Below are 18,573 nucleotides of genomic sequence, written 5' to 3'. Positions count from 1 at the left end.
TTGCCGAAGTGGCGTATCGAAGGATATGCGCCAAGCCAACCCTTCGATACGAGGCTTCGACAGGCTCAGCCTCTACTCAGGGCGAACGGAGAAAGACTGCTTCGGTCCCCTTGCCTTTCCCGCCCATTTCGGTCATAGGCGCGCCTTCGCATCGGCTCCGGGGTGACTCGGTGTCATCGCGAAGCATTGAGACGACAGCCGGAGGGGCGTTCCACATGGGGTGGGCGTCAGCGATCGGCCAACTGATGAGGCATGACATGGCTCTTTACGAGCACGTCTTCCTTGCGCGCCAGGATCTGGCACAGGCGCAGGTAGATGCACTGGCGGAAACCGCCACGAAGATCGTCGAGGAAAACAACGGCAAGGTGACCAAGGTGGAAACCTGGGGCCTGCGTTCGCTCGCATACAAGATCGCCAAGAACCGCAAGGCGCACTATGTGCTGCTGAATATCGACGCCCCCGGTGACGTCGTTGCGGAACTGGAGCGCCAGACGCAGATCAACGAAGACATCATCCGTTACATGACCATCAAGGTCGATGAACTGGAAACCGGCCCGTCGGTGATGATGCGCAAGCAGGACCGCCCCGAGCGTGGTGACCGTGGCCCCCGTGGCGATCGTGGTCCCCGTGGCGATCGCGAAGATCGTGGCCCGCGCCGCGACCGCGAAGAAGCCGCTCCGGCTGCTGAATAAGGAGATCTGAATCATGGCACGCCCGTTTTTCCGCCGCCGCAAGAGCTGCCCCTTCGCCGCCAAGGATGCGCCGAAGATCGATTATAAGGACGTTCGTCTGCTCCAGGGCTTCGTGTCCGAGCGCGGCAAGATCGTCCCCAGCCGCATCACGGCCGTTTCGGCCAAGAAGCAGCGCGAACTGGCCCAGGCCATCAAGCGCGCCCGTCACCTGGGCCTGCTGCCCTACATCGTGAAGTAAGGGGAAAGACCCATGGAAATCATTCTCCTCGAACGCATCGAGAAGCTGGGCGCGATCGGCGACGTCGTCACCGTGAAGGACGGTTACGCACGTAACTTCCTGCTGCCCAACAAGAAGGCGCTGCGCTCCAACAACGCCAACAAGCGCGTTTTCGAAGCCAACCGTGCGAAGATCGAAGCCGACAACGCTGCCCGTCGCACGGACGCCGAAGCGGCTGCCGAAGGCGTCAATGGCAAGCAGATCGTCCTGATCCGTCAGTCGTCGAACGCCGGCCACCTTTATGGTTCGGTCGCGGTTCGTGACGTCGTGGACGCGCTGCACGCCGATGGCGTGACCAACGTCACCAAGGCGATGGTCGTTCTGGAACGCCCGATCAAGACGCTCGGCGTGTTCGACGTCAAGGTCGCACTGCACCCCGAAGTCGCCGTGACGATCACCGTCAACGTCGCCCGTTCGCCGGAAGAAGCCGAGCTTCAGTCGCAGGGCGTGGACGTGATGGCCGACCTGTTCGAAAAGGACGAGGCTGGCTTCACCGAAGATTATGATCCCAATGCCGAACCGGGCGAAATCGCTTCGGTCAGCAGCGACGACGAAGGAGAGACGGCTGAAGAAGCCTGATTGCCTTCATAGGATCAAACGAGAAAGCCGCCCCGCAACGGGCGGCTTTTTTGTTGGGCGCGATGGGTGGCGATTGAAGAAAACCTCCGTCATGCCAGCGAAGGCCGGCATCGCAGGTCGACGCACGCGAAATTGATCATCAGGCATCCATTTCCGACCAGATCAGCCGTGCATGACGACCCATAGAGCCGCCAGGGCCAGCGCCAGCACGAACGCGATGATCATATAGGTGGCCAGCGTGCGGGTGGCGGTCTTGGGTGTCTTTTCTATATGGTGGGGCATCGGCATTCCTCTTTGATGACAATGCACTACCAACGCGCGCAGCCGCGACATGATCCGACCGGCATCACCATCGGATGGCGTTGGGGGAATGAGACAGGCGGCACCCCGCCCCTCTCCAACGCAAAAGGGCCGGAGGATTACGCCCCCGGCCCCTTGGCTTACCCGCTGATAGCGCTCGTCAGAAACGAACGCCGCCGGTCACCGCAACCTCCTGGCGGGAGGCGGACAGGCCGGTGTCGATCCCGGCCAGCTTGAAGTCGCCATAATCGCTGTAGCGATATTCGACGCGCGCGAAGTGGTGCACGTTGGTCAGCTCCACGCCCCCGCCCAGACGCCAGCCTTCCATCGTATCGCTGTCGCTGAGCGTCAGGCCCGCGCCGTCATTATAGGTCAGCTTCGTGCGGGCGTTGGTATAGCCGCCCTTGGCATAGAGAAGCACATTGGGCGCGACCGGGAAGCCGATGCGCGCGCCGATATAGAGGTCGCGACCGGCCGCCAGCTTCGCGCTGTCGCCCACGAAGAGAAGGTCGGTGTAGCGCTGCTGCGTCGTGCTGTCGCTGGCTTCCAGTTCCAGCCCGATCACCGCGCTGCCCAGATCCATGTCATAACCGGCGGTTACGCCATAGAGCACGCCGTCATCATCGGCGCCCATCCCTTCATATTCCAGGCGGACATTGTCGTAGCCAGCCAGCACGCCCAGCTTCACGCCGCCGAAATTGCTGGTTTCCTGCGCAGCGGCAGGCGTGGCGATGGCGACCGCAGCAATCGCTGCGGGAAGAAGAATGCGGATCACAAAAGTCCCCCTTGAGTGACGAACGCCCGCTTGGCAGGGCGCGCCCCTCCTTTGGCCCGCCCAAGGTAAAGGAAGCGCTAAATAGAGATGACAAAGGCTGATATCCGCCACTTTATCACGGCCAATGTTGCCACCTGCTTTCTCGATAATGCTTGCCCATGAACCGGCCCAGCAAGAAAGGGCGCCCTCCCCGATGGAAGGACGCCCTTTCGATTATCGTGTGATCTTTGTGCGATCAGAATTTATAATTGGCACTGATCGTGAAGTTGCGCGGCGCGCCATAGCGATACTGGCTGAAGAAGCCCATCTGGCTATAATATTTCTTGTCGAACAGATTTTCGATATTGCCCTGGATCTGCAACTGCTCGGTCACCGCATAACGGGCCATCAGATTGACCAGCGTGTAACCGTCCTGCTGGAAGCGGAACGGGGCGGCGGTGACCGGGTTCAGCCCTTCCGAATAGGCCTTGCTGCGGAAATTGATGCCGCCGCCGACGGTCAGGCCGGTCAGAACGCCCGGCAGATCATAGGTGGTGAAGATCTTCAGCAGCTTGCGCGGCTGAACGGTGTTCGCGGCCACCCCGTCGCCATCTTCCGCCTTGAACTGGCTGTAGCTGGCATTGAGGTTCCAGCCCGGCAGCGGCTGGCCGGTGGCTTCGATTTCGAAGCCCTTGCTGGTCACGCCCTGCGCCGCGACATAGGTCTGCTGCGGGCCGCTAGGCGTGGTGATGATCTCACCGATCTGGCCGACATTATCCTGCTCGATGCGGAACAGGGCGACCGAGGTTTGCAGCGCGTTATCGAAGAAATTGCTCTTCAGGCCGATTTCATAGGCATTGCCGTCCAGCGGATCGAGCAGGTTCAGATTGCGATCGTACAGATTCTGCGGCTGGAATATCTTGGTGAAGCTGGCGTAGACGCGATGGTTGGACGTCACGTCATACAGCGCGCCGACATAGGGGATGAACACATTGTCGTCGCCATAGTCGCTCGGACCGGTCCAGGCGAAACCCTTCTGGTTCCAGCTGGACAGGCGACCACCCAGGATGATCTTGAACGGATCGGCCACGTTCAGGCGGAACGCGCCATAATAGCCGGTCTGTTCGATCCGCTCCTGCTCGTTGCGGGTCGCGACCGTGCTCCATGTGGGTTCGGGGAAGTCTGCCCCGCCTTCACCGATGACCGGCACATTGGTCGCCCAAGGGAAAGGCGCCACATAATTGTCGGTGTGGCGCTTCAGCACGCTGTGCAGCGCGCCCACCACGACTTCATGATCGCGGCCGAACAGGCTGACTTCGCCCTTCAACTGCGCGTCGAAGCTGTTCTGGATGCTGATGCCTTCGGCCTTGTAGGGATTGCTGAACTCGATCGTGCCGGTCGCCTTGTCGACATTGCCGTACAGATAGAGAAGCTCGCTCGAATTGGTGGTCCGCAACCGGTTATAGTTGACGGTCAGGTTCCACTTGTCGCCGATCTCCTGACGGATCGTCGCAAAGATATTCTGGTTGGTCGTGTTCCAATGGGTCCAGTCCGCCGCCGTGCTCTGCGAACGGGGCAGATCGGTGGTGGTGCCGTCGGTGTAGAAGGTCGGCAAAGCGCCCCAGGTGGCGCCCTTGGGCTTGCTGTCCTGATGGCTGATGCCCGCGCGGATCAGCGTCGTGTCGGTCACATCGGCATCGACGACGCCGTACAGCACCCATTTTTTCTTCTTCTGAAGGTCGATATAGCTTTCGCCTTCTTCATAGCGGCCGACCACGCGCGCGCGGATGCGGCCATCGGCGGTCAGCGCGCCGCCGACGTCGGCCGATACGCGCCATGTGTTCCAGCTGCCGATGCTGGCATTGACATAGCCGGTCAGGTCGGTGGCGTCGGCATGTTTGCGCACCAGATTGACCGAAGCCGACGGATCGCCCGCGCCCGACAGCAGGCCGGTCGCGCCGCGCACGACCTCGATCCGCTCATAGATCGACACGTCGATGCTGGTTTCGCCATTGCCGCCCGACAGCGTCCAGGCCGCCGGTACGCCATCGACCTGCGTGTTGCGGATTTCAAAGCCGCGCGCGTAGAAATTGTTGCGGACGTCGTCGACTTCGTTGGCGGACACGCCGACGCTGTTGGTGATGACATCCTTGATGCTGATCAGATTCTGGTCGAGGATGCGCTGCGCGGTCATGATGCTGACCGACTGCGGCGTTTCCTGCACGGTCAGGCCAAGGCCGGTCGCCGTGTCGATCTTGTTGGGCAGCGTATAGGTGCCGGTGACGACGATCTCATCCTCAGCCGGTGCCGCGGCGGCGGCGGGTGCCTGGGCGGCGGCCGGCATCGCAGCGAATGCGGCGACCGACGCGCTCAACAAAAGAGAAAATTTCCGGATCATGATGCAGCCCCCGATGTAGATTTTCGGCGCTGCCGTCAGTCGGGGACCGGACCCCGCACTGCGGCAAAGCGCGTGACGGGGTGGCCGATAGAGATATTAATAATGTTTCGCAATATTAGCTTTGCACATATTTGGCCGCCACCTGCACTATTTTGCGATACAGTCGCATTTGCGCCACATGAAACAAGCGTATGGGTTAATGGGCAGCGCGCTTTCGCCGCGTTTCCCAGCCCTTCTTCGCCGCCGCCGATCGATCCGCCGTCGAACGCCGGGCCGGTGCCACGCCACCCTTGCGTGATGCAGCATGGCTGTCGGGCTTGCCCCGACCGGACCCGGACTGGTTGCCGCCGCCCGAATCCTTGTTCACCGTCGCCCACGCCCGCGCCTGCGCCGCCCCATGATCGACACCGCGATCCTTGTAGCTCTGTTCGATATGCTGCGCCTTGCGCTTCTGCTTGTCGGTGTAGCTGCTCTTGTCGCCCTGCGGCATATCCTGTCTCCTCATGGCTTCACACCTGTCCAACTCGCTGTCGCGGCCGCCGTTCAATTCGCTTCGCCAACGTTACGAACGGCGGGAACGGCAACCGCCGACACGCGTTCGATCCCATATGGAAAACCGCTCCCTCATCGAACGTTTGGCGCGCCATCTGGCGGCCGCGCAACCGGACGCATGGCCCGCACGGGTGGAGGATGCCGCCAGCATCCTGGCCCTGATCAAGGAACCGGACGCGGCGATGCGCGCGTCGGGCGATACCGAAATATGGAGCCTGATGATCGACGCGGCGCTGCGCGAACGCTGGTCCCTGCCCCAAGCCGGGCCGCAGGGGGACGATGCCGGCGGATCGGACGAGGAAGGTGAAATTCGCCTGACGCGCGATGCGGTGAGCCATGACCGGGCCGATTGGGTCAACCTCCACCATGGGCAGGAGCAAAAGGCATGAAAGGGCTTCTGAAACTCGCCATCGTCACGGGGCTTGGCGCCTTTGCCTATAAGGGCTGGCGCGACTGGATGGGCACGGGCGAGCCGGAGGACACGCCCGGCGACTCCGGTTTCATTCGCGAGGCGGGACCGCAACAGGGGATAGCCCCTGCCGACTGGGACATGGTCGACGAACAGTCCGACGAAAGCTTCCCGGCCAGCGATTCGCCCGGAAATTATTGAAGTTCAGCCGTTCCTTGCCCCCCGCATGCGCGCCCTCTATGAAGCGCAGCGGGCGCGCCCTGCGCCTGCAACAGGGGAAATATTGATATGCCTTCGGGTCTGATCGCGCTGCTCGACGATGTGGCGGGCATTGCCAAGCTGACCGCGACCTCGCTGGACGATGTCGCTGCGGCTGCCGGCCGGGCCGGCACGAAGGCTGCGGGCGTGGTGATCGACGACGCCGCCGTCACCCCCAAATATGTGATGGGCCTGACCCCCGACCGCGAACTGCCGATCATCTGGAAGATCGCCAAGGGATCGCTGCGCAACAAGCTGCTCTTCCTTTTGCCCGCCGCACTGCTGATGAGCGCCTTTGCGCCCTGGCTGCTGCCGCCGCTGTTGATGCTGGGCGGCGCCTTCCTCTGTTTCGAGGCGGTGGAAAAGCTGCTGGAGGCGGTGCAGGGTGGTCATGATGTCGCGGAAGAGGCGGCACAGACGCACAGCTCGACCGAACTGGAAAATCAGAAGGTTTCCAGCGCGATCCGCACCGACTTCATCCTGTCGGGTGAGATCATGGCGATTTCGCTGGGTACGGTCGCGGCCGAGCCGGTGTGGGAACAGGCGCTGATCCTGGTGGTCGTCGCCATCCTGATCACGGCGGGCGTCTATGGTGTCGTGGGCCTGATCGTGAAGATGGACGATATCGGCCTGCACCTCGCCAAGAAGGATGGCGCAGGTACGCAGGCATTTGGCCGCGCGCTGGTGAAGGCGATGCCGGTGCTGATGTCGATCCTGGCCGTGGTCGGCACCGCCGCGATGCTGTGGGTCGGCGGCGGGCTGATCGTGCATGGCCTGCATGAATTCCACCTCGACCTGATCCCCGGCGCGATCCACCATGTGGCAGAAGGCGCCGCCCATGCGGTGCCGGCGATCGGCGGTTTTCTCGACTGGCTGGTCAATGCCATCGGCGGCGCGATCGTCGGACTGGTGATCGGCGGCATCATCGTGGGCGTGCTGCACCTGTTCAAAAAGCACTGAGGGCTTTAGGGGACGGACAACTCACCCTCCGTTCCCTTTCCGGATTGCCCAAAGTGACTCATGCTTCCCCCTGGCGTATCGAGGCCGGCGCGCTGATCACGCTGGCGCTGCCGATGATCGCGGGCAATATCGCCTGGTCGGCGATCGCCGCGACCGATCTGCTGCTGCTCGGCCGCATCGGGGCGGAGGCGGTTGCGGCCGGCGCGCTGGCCATCAACCTGTTCCATGCGCTGCTGCTGTTCGGCATGGGGCTGGTCACCGCCGCCTCCCCCCTGATCGCCAGCGAGCGCGGCCGCCGCCGCCACAGCGTGCGCGATGTGCGCCGCACCGTTCAGCAAACGCTGCGCGCCGCCCTCTTCTTCGTGCTGCCGGCCTGGCTGCTGCTGTGGGAATGTGAGGCGATCCTGCTCGCCATGGGACAGGATGCCGATCTGGCGCGGGAGGCCGGCCATCTGATGCACGGCCTGCAATGGGCGCTGCTGCCCTTCCTGGGCTTTACCACGTTGCGCAATTTCATCGCCGCGCTGGAACGGCCGGTCTGGGGCCTCATCATCATGCTGGGCGCCATTCCGTTCAACATAGTGATGGGCTGGGCGCTAATCTTCGGCCATCTGGGCTTTCCAGCATTCGGCCTGTTCGGCGCCGGGCTGGCCAGCACTCTGTCCTCTTGCTTCCTCTTCTTCGGCCTGCTCAGCGTCATATTGGTCGATCGCCGGTTCCGCCGTTACCGATTGATGGGCCGTTTCTGGACCCGTGATCGCGAACGGCAGCGGCAGGTGTGGGCACTCGGCCTGCCGATCGCCATTACGCTGGGATTCGAAACCACGGTTTTCAATGCCTCGGCCTTCCTGATGGGGCTGATCGACCGGGATTCGCTCGCCGCCCACGCGGTCGCGATCCAGATCGCCGCCCTGGTCTTCATGGTGCCGATGGGCATCGGCCAGGCCGCGACCATCCGCGTCGGCATCGCTTACGGGCGGCGCGATCATGCCGGCATCGGCAGGGCCGGCTGGCTGGCGCTGATGATCGGCACCGGCTTTGCCTGCTGCGCCGCCGCGCTGCTGATCCTGATGCCGCGCACCTTGGTATCCGCTTTCCTCGACCTGTCCAATCCCGCCAATGCCCGTACCGCGGCGCTGGCCGTCAGCTTTCTAGCCGTTGCCGCCCTGTTCCAACTGGTCGATGCGGCGCAGGCGGTGGGCGCGGGCGTGCTGCGCGGGGTGCAGGACACGACGGTGCCGATGATCTTCGCGCTGGTCGGCTACTGGATCGTGGGCATCGGCGTCGGCACCCTGCTCGCCTTTCCGTTCGGCATGGAGGGGCTGGGCATCTGGTTCGGCCTTGCCAGCGGGCTTGGCGCGGTCGCGCTGTTGCTGATCACGCGCTGGACCCTGCGCGAACGGCTGGGGCTGCTACCCGCCTAACGCTTCGTCGCGGCGATTGCACGGAAGAGACATGGTGCAGCGCACAAAGCAATTGAAAGAATCACGCAAATCGGTCAGGGAAGCGAAATCATGCAAGCCCCGACCGAGATTTTTGAAGCGATCGCGCTCCAGAAGTGCCTGAAGGTGACCTATAATAAAATGGTCGTCACGCTGGCGCCCCACATCCTCTACACGCGCCACGATGAGATGTTCATCGACGCCGTGACCACGGACCGCAATGGCGTCCCCCCACGCGAATTGAAGCTGGGCACGTTCAAGCTGGTCGGTCTGTCGGACATCCAGGTGCTGGATCAAGCGTTCGAGGCGATGTACGGCCTCTACAACGAAACCGACGACAAATATAAGGGCAAGACCCTGTTCGCCGTCACGCCGGAAAGCCAGGCGGCCTGAAAAGGCTAGAGCATTTTGAAGTCATCTGGAATAGATGACGGCTCGCAAAATGCGGAAAACAAAAGACACCTGACCTGTCAAACAATGCGGGCGGCCAATGGCCGCCCTTTTCATTTCTTCAGCCGATAGCCGGTCCGGAACATCCAGCCGATGATGGCGATGCACAGGATCAGCATCGCCGCGACGAACAACAGGCTATATTCGATCGCCACGTCGCCCCGACCGAAGAAGGTCCAGCGAAAGCCCGAGATCAGATAGACGATCGGGTTGAACAGCGTCATCGTGCGCCACGGGTCCGCCAGCATATGCACCGAATAGAAGGCGCCGCCCAGGAACGTCAGCGGCGTCACCACCAGCAGCGGGATCACCTGCAACTGTTCGAACCCCTGCGCCCAGATGCCCAGGATGAAACCGAACAGGCAGAAGCTGATCGCGATCAACAGCATGAACCCCGCCATGGCGAAGGGGTGCGCGACATGGATATCGACGAACAGATGCGCGGTCAGGAAGATGATCGTCCCCACGATCAGCGACTTGGTCGCCGCCGCGCCGACATAGGCGATCACCGTTTCCGTGGCGGAAATGGGCGCCGACAGCAGTTCATAGATGGTGCCGCTATATTTGGGCATATAGATGCCGAAACTGGCGTTGAAGATGCTTTCGGTCAGCATCGACATCATGATGAGGCCGGGCACGATGAAAGCGCCATAGGCGATGCCGTCCACCTCCGTCATGCGCGATCCGATCGCGCCGCCGAACACGACGAAATAGAGCGTCGTGGTGATGACCGGCACCAGCAGGCCGGTCAGCCAGGTGCGGCGAAAACGGTGCAGCTCGAACTTGTAGATGGACGCGATGGCGTGGAAATTCTGGAGGCTCATGCGGCCTTCTCCTGATGGACGAGGCTGACGAAAATATCCTCCAGGCTGCTCTGCTTGGTGTTGAGATCCTTGTAGCCGATGCCCAGATCGCCCAGTTTGCGCAGCAATGACGACACGCCGGTCCGCTCTGCCTGCGTATCGAAAATATATTCGATTTCATGGCCATCGGCGTTCAGCGTGACGTTCCATTCCGCCAGTTCGGCGGGCACGCTCTCCATCGGGTCGGCCAGCACGACGCTCAGCGTCTTCTTGCCCAGCTTCTTCATGAGCGCGGTCTTTTCCTCGACCAGCATCAATTCGCCCCGGTTGATCACACCCACCCGGTCGGCCATTTCCTCGGCCTCCTCGATATAATGGGTGGTCAGGATGATGGTCACGCCGGTCTGGCGCAATTCGCCGATCAGCTTCCACATATCGCGGCGCAGTTCGACATCGACGCCAGCGGTCGGCTCGTCCAGAAACAGCACGCGCGGTTCGTGGCTCAGCGCCTTGGCGATCATCACCCGCCGCTTCATGCCGCCCGACAATTCGATGATCCGATTGTTGCGCTTGTCCCACAGCGACAGGTCGCGCAGGATCTTTTCCACATAGGCGTCGTTGCGCGGCAGACCGAAAAGCCCGCGGCTCAGGCGCACCGTGTCGATTACCTGCTCGAACTGGTCCGTATGCAACTCCTGCGGCACCAGGCCGATCGCCGTGCGCGCGCCGCGATAGTCGCGGACGATGTCATGGCCGGCCACGGTCACGCTGCCCCCGCTCGCGCGGGCGATGCCGCAGATGATGGAGATCATCGTCGTCTTGCCGGCGCCGTTCGGCCCCAGCAATGCGAAAATCTCCCCTTCCTCGATCGACAGGTCGACGCCCTTGAGCGCCTCGAAACCCGACGCATAGCGTTTCGTCAGGCCTTTGATTTCAATGATGGATGCCATGGATGGCTCTGCCCCTGCTTAGTCGCGCCAAAGATAGGGCTGCGGCGGCCTGATACAACCGGCGCGAAAAACATTGCTCGGGCAACAGGATGGGCATAGCTTCCGCCTCCCATAAGCGGAGAAGGCCCCGTGAAAAAGGCAGTCCTGTTTCTTTCGATCGCGCTCATCGTCACGCCGGACATAGCGCTGGCCCAGCAACAGCAGCATGATCGCCCGCCATCGCGGCCCAATCCGCCCCAATCCCAACAGCCACGACCGCAACCGCCCAGACCACAGCCGCCCCGACCCCAACCGCCCAGGCCGGGTGGTCCAGCCGTTCAGCCGGTCCGCCCCGGCGGGCCTGCGGTCCAGCCTCCGCGACCCGGCACAGGTGGCCCCGCCATCCAGCCGCCCCGTCCGGGCCGGCCCCAGCCACCCAAGCCCCAGCCGCCACATCGCCCCGGTGCCGGCCGACCGCCGCATTTCAGACCGATCCACCGGCCCGGCTTCCAATATCCCCATGGCTATCGCTATCGCCGCTGGACGATCGGCCTGTTGCTGCCGTCCATCTTCCTGTCGTCGCGCTATTATTATGAAGACTATCGCACTTTGGGCGTGGGCGCCCCGCCGCCCGGCTATCGCTGGGTGCGCTACGGCCCCGACCTGCTGCTGGTCCGCACCCGCACGCGCAAGGTCGTGGACGTGATCTACGGCGCTTTCTACTGACGCAAAAAGGGGGCCGCATCGCCCGATGCGGCCCCCTTTTCCACAAACTCGATCGACTCAGTCCTGCTCGCCGCGCCGGGAGAAGCGGAAGACCGTAGCGGGCGGAAAATTGCGCACGGTCTGGCCCGCGCGCACGACATCCAGCCCCAGCGCCTCCATCACGTCGCGATTGACCGGCGGCCGCATGGAATAGGTGAACTGCACGAAGCTGCCGCCCGGCCGTAACATGCGGAAGGATTCGGACAATATATCGAAGTGCATGTAGCGATCCATCGCCAGCAGCGGCAGGCCACTGACCACGGTCTGATAATCGCCCGGCTGCCCGGCGGTCGCGGTCGACACGATCTGCGCGGGCGTTTCCAGGATCGACACATGCGGGAAATGCCGGCGCAGGCCGCGCGCGAAGGCGGGGTTGATTTCCACCACCTCCAGCTTGTCCGCCGACAGCCCGGTTTCCAAAATGGCGCGAGTAAAGACGCCGGTGCCGCCGCCCAGCTCCAGCACGCGACCACCCTGCGGATCGATCTGCGCCACCATCAGCTTGGCCAGATAGCGGCTGGACGGCACCACAGACGCCGTCTGACGCGGCTTCTTCACCCAGGCGGCGAGGAAATCGAGATATTCGGTGGCGCGGGCGCGAAATTCGCCACCGGGCAGGGCAATCGCCCGGCTGCGCTTGGGCTTATGCTGCATAAGCGTGATGCGACCGCATTCTATCCATCCCGACTCCCTTAGCGAGGTCAAAGGGCGGCGTCGATTGACTTTCGCGTATCGATTGCGCCGCCCGCCTTCAACCGTGGCCCGAATGTCGACAACAGGCCCTTGCAGCCCAGGGCCTCACTTGCCCTTGCCGGCCTCGTTCGCCGCCAAAACTCGCAGCACATTGCCGGACCAGATCTTCTGGATATCGGCCTCGCTATAGCCGGCCTTGAGCAAAGCAGCGGTGATCTTGGGCAGGTCGACGACATCTTCCATGCCGACCACGCCGCCGCCACCGTCCCAATCGGCGCCGACGCCGACATGGTCAGGCCCCACGACTTTGAGCGCATGGAGCATATGTGCCATGAAATCGTCGAAGGTCGGCCGGTCGGTATCGGGATAGAGCCGGTCGATCTCCTGCCGCTTGGCCAGCAGTTCGGCGCGCTTTTCCGGCGACAGTTTCGCGTCCTCGCGCAATTGGCCGAACAGCGCCTTCAACGCCTCCTGCCGCTGCGGATTGGGCTTGGACGCGCGCAGATAGGTGCCATAGGCGTTCATCTGGATGACGCCACCCTTGGCCGCCAGGGCTTTGAGATGATCGTCGTCGATGTTGCGTGGATGGCCGTAAATCGCCTTGCAACCCGAATGAGTCAGGATGATCGGCGTGGTGGACAGCGCCAGCAGATCGTCCAGCACCTGATCCGAACTGTGCGACGCGTCGGGCACGATGCCCAGGCGATTCATTTCCTTCAGCAATTCCTTGCCGAGCGGGCTGAGACCACCGAAGCGCGGCTTGCCCGACGGATCGGTGCTGCTGTCGGCAAACTGATTATGCGCAAAATGGGCGAAGCCCGACACGCGCACGCCGATATCGTAGAAGGTCTTGAGCAGGGTGACGTCCTCACCCAGCGGATAGGCGTTTTCGATCGACAGATAGACGACCCGCTTGCCCGCAGCCGCGATCGGCGCGGCGTCCTTCGCCTCCAGCGCCAGAGCGAAATTGGCCGGGTCCGCCGCCACCATGTTGCGGATCGACAGGCCGCGCAGGATCGCAAAGTCGCGCGCCTTGCGGAAGCCCTCGATCGTCACCGGCCCCTGCCCCGTATAGATCGCCCAGAAGCCGCCATCCAGGCCGCCCTTCTTCATGCGGGGCAGGTCGACCTGGGTATAGTCGCCATGCACCTCATGCCCATCCTCGATCGACCAGCCAGGCAGGTCGAGCGAGGTCGGCGTGTCGAGATGGCTGTCCAGCGTCAGCAGCTTCTGGTGCAGCTGATACACCTGCTTCGTGACGACGGGCGCCTCCGCCTGCGCGGTCAGCGGGAGCAGCGCCATAAGCGCCGCCCCCATCATCAAAGCGGTCCGCATCAGATTTCACCCGAAATGGTGAACTGGAAGGTGCGCGGCGACAGCGGACGGAAATTGCCGTCGCCCGTCACCGCCGGGGTGATGAAGGACAGCGTATCCTTGTCGAAGATATTGTCGACGTTGAACCGCGCCTTCACACCCTTGACCGGGCCCAGGCTGATGCCGTCGCCAATGTCGACATAGGCACTGAACACGGTGAAGCCCTTCACGCTGGACCCGGCCGAATTGTCGAAGGTCGACCAGCGGCGCGAGGTATATTTGCCGGAGAAGTTGCCCACCAGCCAGCTTGCCGGTTCGATGGTCACGCCGCCATTGACGATCCACTTGGCGCTGTCGGGGATATATTTGCCGTCCGTGCGATAGGTCAGCGTCGCGGTGGTGATATCGTCCTTGAACTTGGCCTTGTTATAGGTCGCGTTGAGGTTGAAATAAGCGAGGCCATTCAGGTAGCGCGGCTTGTACGTGCCGCTGAATTCCGCGCCATAGGCGCTCACCCGGCCGACATTCTGGAAGAAGGTTTCGATGACGTTGGTGGTGCCGGGCAGGATCGACCCGATCGACTGGATGCGGTTCTTGAACTTGGTGTAATAGACCGCATAGGAAGCGTAGAATTCGCCCTGATTGGTGCGGACACCCGCCTCGAAATTCTGCGACCGTTCGGGCGCCGGCGCCGGAACACCCGCCGCGCTGCTGTTCAGCGATACGGAAAAGACGTCGTCCAGCCCCTTGGGCAGGGCCATATTTTCCGCATAGGACGCGAAAATCTGGCTCTGATTGTCCAGCTTGTAGAGGACGCCCGCCATCGGCAGGAACGCATCGCTATAATTGGCGCGCAGCTGCTTTGGCCCCCAGCCCGGCACCCAGCGCGGCGCGGCCGTCGTCCCGGCATTGCGATAATAATCGTTGAAGTCGCGATAGCCGCTGTAACGATAGTCGATGTTCAGCGCCTTGATCCCCAGATCGAAGATCAGGCTGTCATCGGCCAGCGAGATGCGATCCTTGACGAACGCCTGCGTGGTGTTGCGTTCCGACTGATAGTTACGGCGAACATAGACCAGTTCGTTGAGGTTGGGCGCGCTGGCGGGCGAGCCGTCGGTCGTGTTGTAGCGCGCCTGGGTGCGGTTGTAGATGTCGACTTCACCCCACAAGCCGGCTTCCAGCGCATGGGCGCCGATTTCCCAGTGCAGCTTGGTGGTCAGGCCATAACGCTCGCCACCCACGGTCGACAGGCCATATTGGGTGCCCTTGGGCGAGAAGAGCGCGATGCCCGCCGCCGTCTGCCGCTGATATTGCAGCAGGCTGTTGGCATAAGTGTCGGGCGACACGCCATAGCCGCCCTTATCCTCATAATAAGCGGTCGCTTCGGCCCAGACGCCATCGGCGATCCCGGCATGGACCGTGCCGCCATACAGCTTGTCGTCGCGCACGTTGATCGCGAGCGTGTTGGTATAGGCATAGTTGGCGTTGCTATAGGCGGGGCCACCGGCGACCGGCGCGAAGCCCGGCGTTGTATTGGGGACGACCGAGATATAGCCGCGATCCCGGCCGCTCTTTCCGCCAACGTCCGTCCCGGTCAGATATTGGGCGCGGGTCAGCGACGGGGAATCGAAATCGTTGAACTTGTTCGACACGAACTTGAATCGCGCCCAGCTGTCGCCGCCCAGATCGGCGTGGACCATGGCTTCCCAATGTTCGCGATCGACCGTGCCGTCGCCGCGCCACAGGTCGGTGTTCAGCTTGGTCCGGCTGACATAGGCGCGGAACGGCCCGACCTGCCCGGTGCTGGCGCGGATGAAGGTGCGCTTCATGTCGAAATCGCCGAAGCTTTGCGACACGAACAGGCCGGCCTCCTTCTGCGGGTCGATGCTGTTATATTGCACTACCGGGCCGAGCGTGGAGTAGCTGGGCAGGCCGACATCGCCCGCGCCCACGGCCGCTTCCACCACGCCCAGATTTTCATTGTCGACATAACGGAAGACCGGGCTGCCGCCAAAGGCGTCGCTGCGGCCGGTGGGGATGCCATCGACCACAAAGCCGATCTGGTCCAGATTGAAGGCACGGGTCTGAACGCTGTTGCCAAATTCATAGAGGCCAAGCGCACCGTCGGTCTGCACGTTAAAGCCGGGCAGCTGCTCCAGCATCTTGAGGCCCGAAATACCCGACGGCGCGGACAGCAGCGCTTCACGCGTCACCGCGACGACGTTTGTGACCTTGTCCTCGCCGATCGCTTCGGCAGATTGCGAGATGCGGCGACCGGTGACGGTGATGCTGCTCTCTTCGCCTTCCTGCGCATGGGCCGCGCTCAACGCTCCGACGGCGGAGGCCAGCAGCAGCGCGGCGCGAGAGGATAGACGAATGGACGAGGCAACGGACATGCAAGACTCCCTGTTTTCAAGACGCAGCAGCAAGGAGGGCGCACCGATGGGCGACCCCTCCCGCGTTCGTTTCTGCGTTTCCTTGTGAAACGAGAGTGCCGGGCAACTCCGCCACGGACCAATGAGATTTTCTAACGGCCTGGCGAGATAATCAAAATATTATGAGAGGCTTAGATACGACCCCGCCTTCAATCCATTGGCGTCTGGTGAAAGGCGTTTAAAGTCAGCACATCCTAAGATGCTACGATGCTGACTAATAACGAGGGCTCCCCGGCGCAGGCCGGGGAACCCTCCCTATAATTGCTTAGCGCCCCTTCCAGACGCCGGCGCGCTTTTCGACGAAGGCGGTCATGCCTTCCTTCTTGTCCTCGGTAGCCGTGAGGATCTGGAACAGGCGCCGCTCGGTCAGCAGCCCCTGCGCCAGGCCGGTTTCGAAGGCGATATTGACCATTTCCTTGTTCACCATTGCGGCCATCGGCGGCAGCGCGGCGATCGTCGCGGCGGTCCTGAGCGCTTCGTCCAGCAATTCGGCGGCTGGTACGATGCGGCTCACCAGCCCGGCACGCTCGGCTTCGGCCGCGTCCATCATCCGGCCGGTCAGGCACATTTCCATCGCCTTGGCCTTGCCCACCGCGCGGGTCAGGCGCTGCGACCCGCCCATGCCCGGCGCCACGCCCAGCTTGATTTCGGGCTGGCCGAATTTCGCCGTATCGCCCGCGATGATGAAGTCCGCCATCATCGCCAGCTCGCACCCGCCGCCCAGCGCAAAGCCCTGCACCGCCGCGATCCAGGGCTTGCGGGTCGCCACAACGCCGGTCTGCCAGCCGGAGAAGAAATCCTCCAGGAAGAAGTCGGCGGCCTGCTTCTCCACCATTTCCTTGATGTCCGCGCCGGCGGCGAAAGCCTTCTCACCGCTACCGGTCAAGACCGCACAATGCTGGGTCGGATCGGCATCATAGGCGGAGAAAGCCGCGCTCAGATCCTTGAGCACCTGGCTGTTCAGCGCGTTCAGCGCCTGCGGCCGGTTGAGTGTGATCAGCGTCACGGCATCGCGCTGTTCGACCAGAATCGTTTCGTAGCTCATGCCTTCTCCTCTGATTTGTCGAAATCGCGCCGGTCTTTACCGGCCCAGAAACATGAAATCGCGGTCATAGCTTTTAAGGTGCGCGCCGCCATCGACATAGAGGGTCTGGCCGGTCACCGCCGTCGCTTCCACCAGATAGAGGACCGCCTGCGCGATCTGCTCCGCCTGCGGCAGACGGCCAAGCGGCATCAGGTCCGCCAGCCGCTCCATCTGCGCTTCGTCATAATCGGGCGTCGCGATGGTCAGGCCGGGCGCCACGCCATTCACGCGGACCCTGGGCGCCAGACTGTTCGCGCTGGTACGCGTAAGGCCCGCCAGCGCCAGCTTGGACAAGGTATAGGCCATCTGATCGGCATGAGGATGATCGATGCGCTGGTCGAGTATGTTGACGATGCAGCGATCCCCCACCCCCGCCGGCACGGTCGCAAACGCCTTGGTCAGCAAGGTCGGCGCGGCGCAATTGACCGCATAATGGCGCATCAGATCGTCGGCGGTGACGGTTTCCAGCCGGTCCTGACCGAAAATGGCGGCGCTGTTGATCAATATGTCGGGGGGGCGACCGAAACGCTCCGCCACCTGCGCCACCAGTTCCTCTGCCCCTTCGGGATCGGCGAAATCGACGACGAAGCCTTCCCACTCCGTCCCTTCCTCCTCGAAGGTCAGCGCCAGATGGGAATCGAGCCGCGTGTCATGGCTGCCATGGATGGCGAGCGAATGGCCCGCTTTGGCCAGTGCGGCGGCAATGATGCCGCCCAGCCGCCGGTGCCCGCCGGTGACGAGCGCCAGCCGCTTGGGCGCCAGCGGGGCGCCGACGGGCGCTGCATCGCTGCGCGCCTTGCCCAGCGGGCGATAGGCGGGTTCTTCCGTCTCACTCATGAAGCGATGAGCTTCAGCACTTCCTCCCGCGACTTTTCATCGTCGCGGAACACGCCCAGCATGCGGCTGGTCTTCATGATGACATTGGGCGTACGCACGCCACGCCCGGTCATGCAGCCATGGGTCGCTTCTATCACCACGGCCACGCCCTGGGGCTTCAGATGTTCCCAGATGCAGTTGGCGACTTCGGACGTCAGCCGTTCCTGCACCTGCAACCGGTTGGCATAGGCGTGCAGGACGCGGGCAAGCTTGGAAATGCCGACCACATAGTCGCCGGGCAGATAGGCGATATGCGCCTTGCCCACGATCGGCGCCATATGATGTTCGCAATGCGACTGGAACGGAATGTCCTTGAGCAGCACGACATCGTCATAACCGCCCACTTCATGGAAGATGCGCGACAGGTGATAGGCCGGGTCGTCGGCATAGCCGCGGCAATATTCGCGCCAGGCGCGCGCGACGCGCTCGGGGGTTTCCACCAGTCCTTCGCGTTCGGGGCTGTCGCCCGACCAGCGGATCAGGGTGCGGATCGCTTCGCTGACGTCGGCCGGAACCGGCTCCTTGCCATCGCCGATCGTTTCCGTTTCCAGGTCACATGCCATCTACCGGCCACTCCTTATGCTGTTGGTCCCGCATATGGCG

Annotated in this window: 20 protein-coding genes; 9 read left to right on the top strand and 11 right to left on the bottom strand. The window is 62.8% G+C overall.

All coding sequences use genetic code 11. The features are described from left to right. Positions 1-257: 257 nt before the first annotated feature. Genes rpsF through rplI form a run of 3 tightly spaced genes read left to right on the top strand, consistent with a single transcriptional unit; the run spans position 258 to position 1,548 of the window. On the top strand, positions 258-692 hold the full coding sequence (rpsF, locus tag F4U94_RS16140; RefSeq protein ID WP_120251964.1) for a 30S ribosomal protein S6: 435 nt from the start codon (positions 258-260) through the stop codon (positions 690-692). Between the two features lie 13 nt (positions 693-705). Continuing rightward, positions 706-930 carry a 30S ribosomal protein S18 gene (gene rpsR / locus F4U94_RS16135; RefSeq protein ID WP_004212076.1) on the top strand — a complete coding sequence of 75 codons (225 nt, stop codon included), beginning with the start codon at positions 706-708 and terminating at the stop codon, positions 928-930. 12 nt (positions 931-942) lie between these two features. Then, complete coding sequence (gene rplI, locus F4U94_RS16130; protein ID WP_120249576.1) at positions 943-1,548, top strand: 50S ribosomal protein L9; 606 nt, start codon at positions 943-945, stop codon at positions 1,546-1,548. Positions 1,549-2,008: 460 nt separating this feature from the next. Here the strand turns inward: rplI and F4U94_RS16125 are convergent, their stop codons facing one another. From F4U94_RS16125 to F4U94_RS16115, 3 genes are all read right to left on the bottom strand, one after another. Continuing rightward, on the bottom strand, positions 2,009-2,623 hold the full coding sequence (locus F4U94_RS16125) for an outer membrane protein (protein ID WP_232015843.1): 615 nt from the start codon (positions 2,621-2,623) through the stop codon (positions 2,009-2,011). Positions 2,624-2,858: 235 nt separating this feature from the next. Continuing rightward, positions 2,859-5,000: a TonB-dependent siderophore receptor gene (locus F4U94_RS16120; protein ID WP_120249575.1), complete on the bottom strand. Its 2,142-nt coding sequence runs from the start codon at positions 4,998-5,000 to the stop codon at positions 2,859-2,861. 196 nt (positions 5,001-5,196) lie between these two features. Then, entirely contained in the window at positions 5,197-5,490 is a 294-nt protein-coding gene (locus tag F4U94_RS16115) for a plasmid stabilization protein (RefSeq protein ID WP_120249574.1), read from the bottom strand. Between the two features lie 118 nt (positions 5,491-5,608). Between F4U94_RS16115 and F4U94_RS16110 the strand changes: the two genes are divergently transcribed. From F4U94_RS16110 to F4U94_RS16090, 5 genes are all read left to right on the top strand, one after another. After that, positions 5,609-5,941, top strand: coding sequence for a hypothetical protein (locus F4U94_RS16110; protein ID WP_120249573.1), 333 nt, complete (start codon positions 5,609-5,611; stop codon positions 5,939-5,941). After that, complete coding sequence (locus F4U94_RS16105) at positions 5,938-6,162, top strand: hypothetical protein (protein ID WP_120249572.1); 225 nt, start codon at positions 5,938-5,940, stop codon at positions 6,160-6,162. The genes F4U94_RS16110 and F4U94_RS16105 overlap by 4 nt, the downstream gene beginning before the upstream one ends. Before the next feature lie 87 nt (positions 6,163-6,249). Further along, a complete protein-coding gene (locus F4U94_RS16100) occupies positions 6,250-7,179 on the top strand; it encodes a DUF808 domain-containing protein (RefSeq protein ID WP_120249571.1) in 930 nt (309 codons plus the stop codon). 113 nt (positions 7,180-7,292) lie between these two features. After that, positions 7,293-8,603: an MATE family efflux transporter gene (locus F4U94_RS16095; RefSeq protein ID WP_120251962.1), complete on the top strand. Its 1,311-nt coding sequence runs from the start codon at positions 7,293-7,295 to the stop codon at positions 8,601-8,603. A 90-nt stretch (positions 8,604-8,693) separates the two neighbouring features. Next, a complete protein-coding gene (locus F4U94_RS16090; protein WP_120249570.1) occupies positions 8,694-9,014 on the top strand; it encodes a hypothetical protein in 321 nt (106 codons plus the stop codon). Positions 9,015-9,124: 110 nt separating this feature from the next. On the opposite strand, the gene F4U94_RS16085 is transcribed toward F4U94_RS16090, so the two are convergent. Beyond that, a complete protein-coding gene (locus tag F4U94_RS16085) occupies positions 9,125-9,895 on the bottom strand; it encodes an ABC transporter permease (RefSeq protein WP_120249569.1) in 771 nt (256 codons plus the stop codon). Further along, positions 9,892-10,824 carry an ABC transporter ATP-binding protein gene (locus tag F4U94_RS16080; protein WP_120249568.1) on the bottom strand — a complete coding sequence of 311 codons (933 nt, stop codon included), beginning with the start codon at positions 10,822-10,824 and terminating at the stop codon, positions 9,892-9,894. Before F4U94_RS16080 ends, F4U94_RS16085 begins: the two co-directional genes overlap by 4 nt. 129 nt (positions 10,825-10,953) lie before the next feature. Here F4U94_RS16080 and F4U94_RS16075 point away from each other — a divergent pair, with 129 nt between their 5' ends. Further along, positions 10,954-11,529, top strand: a complete 576-nt coding sequence (locus F4U94_RS16075) for an RcnB family protein (RefSeq protein WP_120249567.1) — start codon at positions 10,954-10,956, stop codon at positions 11,527-11,529. A gap of 57 nt (positions 11,530-11,586) precedes the next feature. Here F4U94_RS16075 and F4U94_RS16070 read toward each other — a convergent pair whose 3' ends face one another. The 6 genes from F4U94_RS16070 to folE all read right to left on the bottom strand — a co-directional run bounded on the left by F4U94_RS16070 (position 11,587) and on the right by folE (position 18,533). After that, positions 11,587-12,222: a class I SAM-dependent methyltransferase gene (locus tag F4U94_RS16070; RefSeq protein ID WP_120249566.1), complete on the bottom strand. Its 636-nt coding sequence runs from the start codon at positions 12,220-12,222 to the stop codon at positions 11,587-11,589. A gap of 144 nt (positions 12,223-12,366) precedes the next feature. Further along, a complete protein-coding gene (locus F4U94_RS16065) occupies positions 12,367-13,596 on the bottom strand; it encodes a dipeptidase (RefSeq protein ID WP_120249565.1) in 1,230 nt (409 codons plus the stop codon). After that, positions 13,596-15,971 carry a TonB-dependent receptor gene (locus F4U94_RS16060; RefSeq protein WP_120249564.1) on the bottom strand — a complete coding sequence of 792 codons (2,376 nt, stop codon included), beginning with the start codon at positions 15,969-15,971 and terminating at the stop codon, positions 13,596-13,598. The genes F4U94_RS16065 and F4U94_RS16060 overlap by 1 nt, the downstream gene beginning before the upstream one ends. Before the next feature lie 304 nt (positions 15,972-16,275). Further along, positions 16,276-17,055, bottom strand: a complete 780-nt coding sequence (locus F4U94_RS16055; protein ID WP_120249563.1) for an enoyl-CoA hydratase-related protein — start codon at positions 17,053-17,055, stop codon at positions 16,276-16,278. Between the two features lie 36 nt (positions 17,056-17,091). Continuing rightward, a complete protein-coding gene (locus F4U94_RS16050; RefSeq protein ID WP_120249562.1) occupies positions 17,092-17,931 on the bottom strand; it encodes an SDR family oxidoreductase in 840 nt (279 codons plus the stop codon). After that, positions 17,928-18,533 (bottom strand): GTP cyclohydrolase I FolE, encoded by a 606-nt coding sequence (folE, locus tag F4U94_RS16045; protein WP_120249561.1) that lies wholly within the window; start codon positions 18,531-18,533, stop codon positions 17,928-17,930. The genes F4U94_RS16050 and folE overlap by 4 nt, the downstream gene beginning before the upstream one ends. Positions 18,534-18,573 lie beyond the last annotated feature (40 nt).

This window comes from Sphingobium limneticum (assembly GCF_008710155.1).
In the GTDB taxonomy this organism is placed as follows: Bacteria; Pseudomonadota; Alphaproteobacteria; order Sphingomonadales; family Sphingomonadaceae; genus Sphingobium; species Sphingobium limneticum.
This window is presented reverse-complemented; position numbering and strand designations above follow the sequence as displayed.

Excerpts from the sequence above, each read along its gene's own strand:
- rpsF (WP_120251964.1), top strand. The coding sequence starts at position 258 with ATGGCTCTTTACGAGCACGTCTTCCTTGCGCGCCAGGATCTGGCACAG.
- rpsR (WP_004212076.1), top strand. The coding sequence starts at position 706 with ATGGCACGCCCGTTTTTCCGCCGCCGCAAGAGCTGCCCCTTCGCCGCC.
- rplI (WP_120249576.1), top strand. The coding sequence starts at position 943 with ATGGAAATCATTCTCCTCGAACGCATCGAGAAGCTGGGCGCGATCGGC.
- F4U94_RS16120 (WP_120249575.1), bottom strand. The coding sequence starts at position 5,000 with ATGATCCGGAAATTTTCTCTTTTGTTGAGCGCGTCGGTCGCCGCATTC.
- F4U94_RS16115 (WP_120249574.1), bottom strand. The coding sequence starts at position 5,490 with ATGCCGCAGGGCGACAAGAGCAGCTACACCGACAAGCAGAAGCGCAAG.
- F4U94_RS16110 (WP_120249573.1), top strand. The coding sequence starts at position 5,609 with ATGGAAAACCGCTCCCTCATCGAACGTTTGGCGCGCCATCTGGCGGCC.
- F4U94_RS16105 (WP_120249572.1), top strand. The coding sequence starts at position 5,938 with ATGAAAGGGCTTCTGAAACTCGCCATCGTCACGGGGCTTGGCGCCTTT.
- F4U94_RS16100 (WP_120249571.1), top strand. The coding sequence starts at position 6,250 with ATGCCTTCGGGTCTGATCGCGCTGCTCGACGATGTGGCGGGCATTGCC.
- F4U94_RS16095 (WP_120251962.1), top strand. The coding sequence starts at position 7,293 with ATGATCGCGGGCAATATCGCCTGGTCGGCGATCGCCGCGACCGATCTG.
- F4U94_RS16090 (WP_120249570.1), top strand. The coding sequence starts at position 8,694 with ATGCAAGCCCCGACCGAGATTTTTGAAGCGATCGCGCTCCAGAAGTGC.
- F4U94_RS16085 (WP_120249569.1), bottom strand. The coding sequence starts at position 9,895 with ATGAGCCTCCAGAATTTCCACGCCATCGCGTCCATCTACAAGTTCGAG.
- F4U94_RS16080 (WP_120249568.1), bottom strand. The coding sequence starts at position 10,824 with ATGGCATCCATCATTGAAATCAAAGGCCTGACGAAACGCTATGCGTCG.
- F4U94_RS16070 (WP_120249566.1), bottom strand. The coding sequence starts at position 12,222 with ATGCAGCATAAGCCCAAGCGCAGCCGGGCGATTGCCCTGCCCGGTGGC.
- F4U94_RS16065 (WP_120249565.1), bottom strand. The coding sequence starts at position 13,596 with ATGCGGACCGCTTTGATGATGGGGGCGGCGCTTATGGCGCTGCTCCCG.
- F4U94_RS16060 (WP_120249564.1), bottom strand. The coding sequence starts at position 15,971 with ATGTCCGTTGCCTCGTCCATTCGTCTATCCTCTCGCGCCGCGCTGCTG.
- F4U94_RS16055 (WP_120249563.1), bottom strand. The coding sequence starts at position 17,055 with ATGAGCTACGAAACGATTCTGGTCGAACAGCGCGATGCCGTGACGCTG.
- F4U94_RS16050 (WP_120249562.1), bottom strand. The coding sequence starts at position 17,931 with ATGAGTGAGACGGAAGAACCCGCCTATCGCCCGCTGGGCAAGGCGCGC.
- folE (WP_120249561.1), bottom strand. The coding sequence starts at position 18,533 with ATGGCATGTGACCTGGAAACGGAAACGATCGGCGATGGCAAGGAGCCG.